Here is an 8,274-nt window from a genome sequence, read left to right on the forward strand (position 1 = left end):
CTCGAGCATGCCGACGAACGCGGACCATCCGGCGTCGTGCACGGACTTGGCAAGCCGGGTGCGGCCGAGGCCGGACACCGCGAGGTCTTCCACATACACCGCTTGGTGGTCGCGAATGATCTGCGTGGATGCCTTGTGGTGGAAGTCCCGGCGCCGGTCCGCCACACGTGCGTGCTGGCGGGCGACCTTGATGCGGGCCTTGGCCCGGTTCTTCGATCCCTTGGCCTTGCGGGACAGCTCCCGCTGCAGGCGCTTGAGTTTCTTCTCCGCCCGGCGCAGGAAGCGCGGGGCGCTGATCTTCGTTCCGTCGGACAGGACCGCGAAGGCGGACAGCCCGAGGTCGATACCGGCCTCCGCTTCCAGCTCGGGCAGGATGTCCGGTTCGGTGTCCACGACGAAGCTGAGGAAGTACCGGCCACAGCTGTCCTTGGTGACGGTCAGGGACGTCGGGGCTGCCGGAAGTCGGCGCGACCATGTGACCTTGAGGTTGCCGACCTTGGCCACGTACACGGTGCCGTTGTCCTGGAGGGAGAAGGCGTTGGTGGTGAGGCGGATCGACTGCCGGGTGTCCTTCTTCGACTTGTAGCGGGGCGGAGCGACCTTCCGGCCCTGCCGCTCGCCCTTGATCGAATCGAAGAAGTTCTGGTAGGCGGTATCGAGGCCCCGCAGGGACTGTTGCAGGACGACCGCCGACACGTCGGCGAGCCAGGCGCGCTCGGCGGTGCGCTTGGCCTGGGTGATGCGGAGCCGGGACAGCTCTGCCGACTTCACGTACGGCAGCCCGGCCGCGTGTGCTTCCTTGCGGTCACGCAGGCAGTCGTTCCACACCACGCGGGCGCACCCGAACGCACTCGCCAGCGCACGGCGCTGCAAAGCGTCCGGGTAGGCCCGGTAGTTGTAGCGGAGCTGCATGACCCAGGATCCTACGACGCTTGATCCCATAGAGTAGCGAAACGACTACAGGCGTGGCAGACACGTGGTTTCGGCGATGCATGTGCACTTGGTCTTCGTGACGAAGTACCGGCGCGGAGTGTTCGACGACGAGATGCTGACGCGCTGCGAAGAGAGCATGCGCAAGGTGTGCGAGGACTTCGAGGCGGAGCTGAAGGAGTTCAACGGCGAACGCGATCACGTCCACCTGCTGGTGCACTACCCGCCCAAGGTCGCCGTCTCCAAGCTGGTCAACAGCCTCAAGGGCGTCTGGCCCGGCGGATACGGCTGGGGGCACCTCCCGGCCGAAGGCCGGGGGAGAATTCACCGGCAGGACCGATGGCCGGCCCTGCTTCGGCGCCGGCACCGGCCCGGCTTCACGCACCTTCATCCCCCACCTTCTGCCCAAGCACCAGCTGGCAGCGGGACTGGCACTGAGACGCATCTCCTTCCAGGGCGCCATGCTGCTCGGTCCCGCGCTCGGCGGATTGATCGTGGGCGAGTGGGGCGTCGGCGGCTGCTACTTGATCGACGCCCTCACATTCGTCGCGGCGATCTACGGTGCGTCCGGCTTGCCGCGGATGCACCCCGGGGACGAGCCCGCACGGCCTGGCCTGCGCGGAGTGCTGGACGGTCTGGCCTTCTTGGGGCGCACTCCTGTCATTCGCGAGGCACTGCTCACAGACCTGGCCACCACCGTGCTGTCGATGCCCATCAGCCTGTTCCCCCTGATCAACGCCGAACGATTCGGCGGCAACCCGCGGACTCTCGGACTGTTCCTCACCGCCATAGCCGTCGGCGGCGTCGCAGCGTCCTTCTTTTCCGGGACCTTCACTCGGCTGCCCCGCCCCGGCCTGGTCATGCTCGGCGGATCCGCCGCCTGGGTCAGCGAGACTGACAAACCGCAGCTCAGCGAACCGGTCCTCACCAGGCTCGATGACACACCCGTGATCTGCCGAGCATCACACATGGCACGTGACACTCCAGCGAACGGCGCCGTGTCACTCCAAGGCGACAGCTCCCAGCTCAGAGACCTATCGGCAGCGAGCCTCGATGAGAACGGACACCCGCGTATCAGGGTGGCCACTACGTACGCTTGCCCGGCCTGAACGGTCCGTTCTCGGGGGCCACGCATGCATCGACGATGGTTTCCTCGCCGGCCGCTGAACCTTCCACGCAGAGCCGGCCACCCTTGACGCGCAGGTCGAGGAAGAACCGCGTAGCCGCGCCGGACTGCTTGAGGTCGTGGATGCGTTCGTCGATGTAGCCGAGGCTGTTCAGGATCTTCCTGACCTTGGCGGGGGTGGGGTCTTCCAGATACCAAAGTGCTTGGGCGATGCGTTCTTCATGGAGGGTGCTCGCGCACCAGTCGCGAGCGTCCAACTCCGCTTCCGGGCCGGTGGGGGCGCGGGGTGCCTCAAGAGCCTCGGTCGCGGGATCGTCGGTCGGCAGTGTCTTCGCCGACGGGGCGCCCGAGGGGCACGACTGCGCGACCTTGTTCAACATCGCGGTGAAGGCCATCTGTTGATCCGAGCCGGCCGACGGCTCGGCGTACTGGGCGCCGACGGCTTCGGCGGGCTTGCTGTGCGATCCGGCGGCACTTGTCTTCCCGGTGCCGCAGGCGGTGAGCGACAGAATGACGAGGGCTGTTACCGCGAGGGCGGGCCGTGGCCGCCGTGGGGAGTGGGCAACCGTACTGGTCGGGGCAGGAATTCGTGTCATGCGCACAGCCTGCGGTCAAGCCTCCCGCTGTGCATGAGTACACATACTCAACAAGATCGGGCTCTGCGACCTAAGTCATTCGAGGCGGGACAGTGAGCACTCAAACTTCGATGGCACACGCTCAAAGTTCACTGGCACAGGAGACGCGTCTTCGCGTCGGAACGCCGCCGGGAGCAGACCTCTACTCGATCATCGGCCACCGATTCGCGGCGGGGTGCCCGCCAGGGCATGGCCGTGGACGCGCGGGCGAGCTGGATGCCTCGGCGGAAGATCTGCTCGAGGCTCGGGTCGAAGTGCCGGGTGGTGGCGAGTTCCAGGGCCATCCGTTCGGCTGAAGCCTTGGCTGCGAGCCGTTGTACGACCATCGTGCCCATGTCCCAGCACGCGGTGACGGGGTATGGCGGGCAGGTACCAGTGGTGGTAGAGCCAGTCGGCAGCGCCCAGCAGGTCGGTGAGCAGGCCGAGTGCATGACCCGCCGGGTTCTCGTCGGTCCGGCCGGTCACGTGCGGGGCTGCGGGGGCCACGGGGAGCCCCCTTTCTTCGTCGAGGTCGTGCGGGTGAAGTGCAGCTCGGTGATACGGCCGTCGGTGTAGGTGCCGCCGCGGTCGGTGCCCGCCCACACCAGGTGCACCACGGCCCGATCGGAACTGCCGTCGCGGCGGGCGATGGCTGCCTGGACGCGGAATCGGGCGGTAGCGAACGCCGGAGCGATCGCCTGGCCGACGTTGCCGAAGGACGCGGGCCATCTGGCGCGGCCGATCCCGGTGGCGTCCGCCCGCAGCAGTGCACGGCCGGCTGCGAGTAGCTGCTGCTCGTCTCGTGGGTCAAGGTCTGACGGCCAGGCGGTTTTAAGGGTTTGTTGGATGACCCGATCGCCGGTCACGCTCTCGCCGTGCGGAGGCAGCGCCGACGTGAGATCTGACGGGAGGGCCGACTGGGTGGGCGCCGCGGTGGTGGCGATGGCTGCGGGGCCGCCGCCGGCCGTAGGACGCGCATCAGGGGAGGGAGATGAAGAGCGGCCCTGCGGAGGGGCTTGGGACGGCGGGGGAGCGGATGTGCTGGGCCTGTTCGGCATGGCCAGTAGGAGCACTCCCGCCACAGCGAGGATTAGGGTGGCGGTCAGCAGCAGGTGCGGCGGGTGCGCCGAGGACGCTGTCATAGCAGCCGGGCACCTCCCGCGGAGCCGGACATGGTGTCGACCGCGTCCAGCCGGACGACGGTCCCCGGCCTGGCGGCGTTGATCATCTGGCCGCTGCCGGCGTAGATGCCGACGTGGTAGATCGTGGAGTCGTGTCCGGGGGCGTAGGCGTAGAAGACGCGGTCGCCGGGCTTGAGCGCGTTGGTGTCGAGGCTGGCGGGGATGCGCTGGTCGGCCCCGGCTTGCGCGGCTGCGGTGCGTGGCAGCCGGATGCCGGCCTTGGTGTAGGCGTAGGTGGTCAGGCCCGAGCAGTCGAAGCCCTTGATGCGGGCGCCGCTCTTCCCGCTGGGGGTGCAGCAGATGCCGTACGACTTGCCGCTGGCGTTGCCGCCTGAGGCGTACGAAGTCGGAGCCGTCACTGGGGGATGACAGCTCCGCTCCGGAGCTGGGCGGCGGTGCACCCGACCATGGTGCCGTCGCCGGCCACGACGCCTGTCCGCTTCCGTGCACCGCTGCGGCGTGCGCGGCTACGCCGGGCTCTCGTCGTTCACGGCGGACAGCGGTGTCGCGATGTCCTCCAGGGACCGGCCCTCCGCTGCGACCGCGAAGAACACGGCGACCAGGCCCGCCACGAGCATCAGTGCCGCACCGATGGAGAAGGCGAGGACCGCGTCGGAGACGATACCGCTCTCGGTCAGACCGGCGAAGACGAGCGGCCCGGTGATGCCGCCGGCCGCCGTGCCGAGTGCATAGAAGAAGGCGATCGCCATCGCTCTGGTCTCCATCGGGAAGATCTCGCTCACCGTCAGGTATGCCGAACTGGCGCCCGCCGACGCGAAGAAGAGGACCACGCACCAGCAGAGGGTCATGGTGGTGGCGTTCAGCAGCCCGGCGTCGAACACCGCGGCGGTGCCGAAGAGCAGCAGCCCCGAGAGGATGTAGGTGCCGGCGATCATCGGTCGTCGTCCCCAGGTGTCGAAGAAACGCCCGAGCAGCAGCGGCCCGAAAAAGTTGCCGAGCGCGATGACAGCGAAGTAGTAGCCGGTCGACCCAGTGGGGACGTCGAAGAACCGCACCAGGATGGAACCGAAGCCGAAGGTGATGGCGTTGTAGAGGAACGCCTGGCCGATGAAGAGCGCGAACCCGAGGGTGGCGCGCCGGGGGTATGCCCGGAAGACCGTACGCGCGATCTCGCCGAAGCCGACGGGGCCGCGCTGATGGACCGTCATCTTGCCACGGGCCTGTGGCAGGGAGTGCCCGATCTCCCGCTCGACTCTGTCCTCCACCTCGCCGACGAGCCGTTCCGCGTCCTCGGACCGGCCGTGGATCAGCATCCACCGGGGACTTTCGGGCACATGACGGCGCACCAGCAGAATGACCAGGCCGAGAACGACACCGAGGCCGAAGGCGAGCCGCCAGCCGATGTCGAGTGCGAACAGGCGGGTGTCCAGGGCGAGTACGGACAGCAACGCGCCACCCATGGCGCCGAGCCAGTAACTGCCGTTGATGATGAGGTCGACCCGGCCCCGGTACTTGCTGGGGATCAGCTCGTCGATGGCGGAGTTGATGGCCGCGTACTCACCACCGATGCCGAAGCCGGTCAGGAAGCGGAAGAGGAAGAACCACCAGGCTGAGAAGGACAGCGCCGTCAGCGCGGTGGCGGCCAGATAGACCGACAGGGTGACCAGGAAGAGTTTCTTGCGGCCGTAGCGGTCGGTGAGCCCTCCGAAGAACAGCGCCCCGGAACAGGCGCCCGCGACGTACAGAGCCGCGCCGACGCCGGTGACCTGCGCGTCGGTGATGGCCAGTCCGCTGCCCTCCTGGGAGAGCCTGCTGGCGATGGAGCCGACGATCGTCACCTCGAGGCCGTCGAGGATCCACACCGTGCCCAGGCCGACGACGATCATCCAGTGCCACCGGGACCACGGCAGCCGGTCGAGCCTGGTGGGTACCCGGGTGGTCACGGTCCTGGCCTCCGCAGTGCCGTGTACGTCCTCGCCCATCGCCCGCCTCCCGGTCGACCTGCCGCCCGACGCCAGGCACATACGGCGTCCTCGGCCGCTGCCCGGCCGCGCCGCTGACGGGTACCACCCGAGCGCACGAGGGAAACCGAAGCGTGGTGCGGACGGTGGGACGGACGCTCCGGCGTTCGAGGCGGCCCGGTCCTCGATCACGCGGCCACGAGGAGTTCCTGACCTGGTGCGCCGACCGAGGCGTCACGGCCGGCCACCTCCTCAACCAGCAGGAATGGCGCTGGCAGTAGGGGTGAAACCACCGCGGCCGGGTGCTCGATCGCATGCGATCGAGCACCCGGCCGCGTCGTCGTCGCGGGGGTGTCGTACGGCATCAGCTCGGCCGGTAGCGGATCCACCAGAAGCCCAGCCCGGCCAGCAGGGCACTGAGGACGGCGAATCCGGACAGCTCGATCCACTGGAACGGCCAGTAGCGGTCAGCCGCCTGGAGGTGTAGTCGAAGTGCAGGCTCAGCTTGCTGAGGCACTTGTCGTCCACCTGCGGACCGTCGTCGCCCGGCGAGATGCAGGCGGAGACCGCCTTGCCCGCCACGGCCTTGCCGTTCGCGTCGACCACTTCGCTCTTCGAGGTCAGTGACCAGGCGCCGGGGGCGCTGTAGTTGAAGAGGCTCACCGATTTGGTCGAGATCGTGAACGCCGAGTCCGTGAGCACGTCGGCGCTGAGTGCCACGCTGCTGGTGCTGGGCGGCAGGTAGTGCGCCCGCAGCGCGCTGGGGATCACGATCTGGACCGCGGCGAAGACCACCAGTGTCACCGCCATCGCCATCAGCAGTCGGCGCACGATCAGCCCGACGAGGGTTCCCAGCACGAAGGCGAACAGGGCGTAGCCGAGCGGGACGACGTTGCGCGTGTCGAAGTAGGCCGCGCTGAACCTGGCGCCCTTCACCAGGTCGTAGCGGCTGGCGCTCCAGGTGAGCAGCAGGCTCAGCCCTCCGGTGACGATGAGGCTGGTGAGGCCGAGGAGGGCGAGTTTGGCGGCGAGCCAGCGGGTCCGGGTGACGCTCTGGTTCCAGATCAGGCGATGGGTGCCGTCCTCGAACTGGCGGGCCACCAGGGGCGCGCCCCAGAAGATGCCGATCTACGCTGGAATGCCGATCAGGATCATGCCGATCGTGGACACATGGGCGTGTGCGTCTGCAGGAAGTGGTCTCGGACCGTGGCACAGGCGTTGATGCAGTGGGCGACGTCCGTGTCGTAGGAGTCCCGGATCCGGGTGCCGAGGATGACGACGTATGCCGCCAGTAAGGCGGAGACGGCGACGAGGCTTGGACGCGGAACTGCCGCCAGGTGAGCCAGATCATCGGTGCGCCTCCTGCGGCTCGGGCGCGGTCCCGCTGACGGCCTGGTTGGCGGCCCGGGTCATGTATGCCAGGACCAGGTCCTCGAGGTCGATGTGCTCGGCGTCGGGCAGAGTGGCGGGAAGCGGCTCGTTGGTGCGGACGATGAGGGTGGCCTGTCGGGAGGCGCGTTCGGCCTGGATGACGTCGCTGCCGGGCGGCAGGTCGTCGAGGTCGGCCGGGGTGCCGATGAGGCGGTAGTGGGTGGCGAGGAGGTTGTCGACGTCGCCGGCGAGCTGCACCCGCGAGGACGCCAGGATGATCATGTGGTCGCAGACCCGCTCGAGGTTGCCGAGCAGGTGCGAGGAGAGGATGACGCCGACGTTGAGCTCGGCGACGAACTCCATCAGGTTCTGCAGGTACGCCCGCCGGGCGAGGGGTCGAGCGCGGCGACGGGCTCGTCGAGGATGATCAGCTCGGGCCGTTTCGCGGCGGCGATGGTCAGGGCGAGCTGGGCGCGCTGGCCGCCGGAGAGCTGCCCGGCCTTCTGGGCGGGGTCCAGGTTGAGCTGCCGGATGCGCCGATCCGCCAGAGCGGCGTCCCAGCGGGGGTTCAGCCGGGTCCCCATCTGCAGGTGGTCGGCGATCGACAGCCGTGCGTAGACCGGCGTTTCCTGGGCGACGAAGCCGACCTTGGACAGCTGGGCCGGGCTGGTCGCGGGCTGCTCACCGAGGACCTGCCGGTGGTCGGTGCGATCAGCCCGCAGGTCAGCTGCAGCAGCGTGGACTTGCCCGCGCCGTTCGGCCCGACCAGGCCGACGACCCGGCCCGCGGGAATGGTCAACGTGCAGTCGGTGACGGTCTGGACGCGTCCGTACCGTTTGCTTAATCCCACCGCTTCGAGAATCGGAATCACTCTCGGTTCCCTCCCAACTCCTTAACTTGTGTTTTTACCTCGCTCGCTCGGTGTTCGAGCCGGGGCGCCTCTCCGGTGTCGCGCCGTGCTCGTGGCCTTCTCCCACGGTGGGGCGGGCGGCGCGGGTGGTGTTGCGTCGGCCTGGTGGGCGGCCGGGGCCTGCTGTGCCGGGTTTAGGCACTCCGGTCGGGCTGGGCAGGCAGGTGGGGACGGAGGTGGCGAAACCCCCTGCGGACCCGTGCAGGAGACAACTGACATG

Annotated in this window: 8 protein-coding genes and 4 pseudogenes; 2 read left to right on the plus strand and 10 right to left on the minus strand. The window is 68.5% G+C overall.

Annotated features, from left to right (window positions below):
* The coding region (locus IEZ19_RS48455) for an RNA-guided endonuclease InsQ/TnpB family protein (RefSeq protein ID WP_189317749.1) at positions 1 to 912 on the minus strand (912 nt) is incomplete at its 3' end.
* A 40-nt stretch (positions 913 to 952) separates the two neighbouring features.
* Between IEZ19_RS48455 and tnpA the strand changes: the two are divergent.
* Together tnpA and IEZ19_RS48465 are read left to right on the plus strand one after the other, a co-directional pair.
* Positions 953 to 1,201, plus strand: a pseudogene (tnpA, locus tag IEZ19_RS48460) (IS200/IS605 family transposase); the annotation flags it as partial.
* A 79-nt stretch (positions 1,202 to 1,280) separates the two neighbouring features.
* Positions 1,281 to 1,814: pseudogene (locus IEZ19_RS48465) on the plus strand (MFS transporter); the annotation flags it as partial.
* A gap of 202 nt (positions 1,815 to 2,016) precedes the next feature.
* Here IEZ19_RS48465 and IEZ19_RS52380 read toward each other — a convergent pair.
* The 9 genes and pseudogenes from IEZ19_RS52380 to IEZ19_RS52405 form a co-directional block, all read right to left on the minus strand.
* Positions 2,017 to 2,658 carry a hypothetical protein gene (locus tag IEZ19_RS52380; protein ID WP_373297188.1) on the minus strand — a complete coding sequence of 214 codons (642 nt, stop codon included), beginning with the start codon at positions 2,656 to 2,658 and terminating at the stop codon, positions 2,017 to 2,019.
* Positions 2,659 to 2,780: 122 nt separating this feature from the next.
* Positions 2,781 to 3,026, minus strand: coding sequence for a hypothetical protein (locus IEZ19_RS53315; protein ID WP_189317750.1), 246 nt, complete (start codon positions 3,024 to 3,026; stop codon positions 2,781 to 2,783).
* A 126-nt stretch (positions 3,027 to 3,152) separates the two neighbouring features.
* On the minus strand, positions 3,153 to 3,536 hold the full coding sequence (locus IEZ19_RS52390) for a hypothetical protein (RefSeq protein WP_229841701.1): 384 nt from the start codon (positions 3,534 to 3,536) through the stop codon (positions 3,153 to 3,155).
* A 272-nt stretch (positions 3,537 to 3,808) separates the two neighbouring features.
* Positions 3,809 to 4,210 (minus strand): C40 family peptidase, encoded by a 402-nt coding sequence (locus IEZ19_RS48485; RefSeq protein WP_229841702.1) that lies wholly within the window; start codon positions 4,208 to 4,210, stop codon positions 3,809 to 3,811.
* Between the two features lie 108 nt (positions 4,211 to 4,318).
* Positions 4,319 to 5,794, minus strand: a complete 1,476-nt coding sequence (locus IEZ19_RS48490; protein WP_189317752.1) for an MFS transporter — start codon at positions 5,792 to 5,794, stop codon at positions 4,319 to 4,321.
* A 231-nt stretch (positions 5,795 to 6,025) separates the two neighbouring features.
* A complete protein-coding gene (locus tag IEZ19_RS48495; protein ID WP_506005020.1) occupies positions 6,026 to 6,901 on the minus strand; it encodes an ABC-2 membrane transporter-related protein in 876 nt (291 codons plus the stop codon).
* 219 nt (positions 6,902 to 7,120) lie between these two features.
* The gene (locus tag IEZ19_RS52395; RefSeq protein WP_229841703.1) at positions 7,121 to 7,507 is read right to left on the minus strand and encodes an ATP-binding cassette domain-containing protein; all 387 of its coding nucleotides are present in this window, start codon (positions 7,505 to 7,507) and stop codon (positions 7,121 to 7,123) included.
* Positions 7,507 to 8,015, minus strand: a pseudogene (locus IEZ19_RS52400) (ATP-binding cassette domain-containing protein). The gene IEZ19_RS52395 and the pseudogene IEZ19_RS52400 overlap by 1 nt, the downstream one beginning before the upstream one ends.
* A gap of 34 nt (positions 8,016 to 8,049) precedes the next feature.
* A pseudogene (locus IEZ19_RS52405) lies at positions 8,050 to 8,274 on the minus strand (NF041680 family putative transposase); the annotation flags it as partial.

Source organism: Streptomyces brasiliensis, from assembly GCF_014647875.1.
In the GTDB taxonomy this organism is placed as follows: domain Bacteria; phylum Actinomycetota; class Actinomycetes; order Streptomycetales; family Streptomycetaceae; genus Streptomyces; species Streptomyces brasiliensis.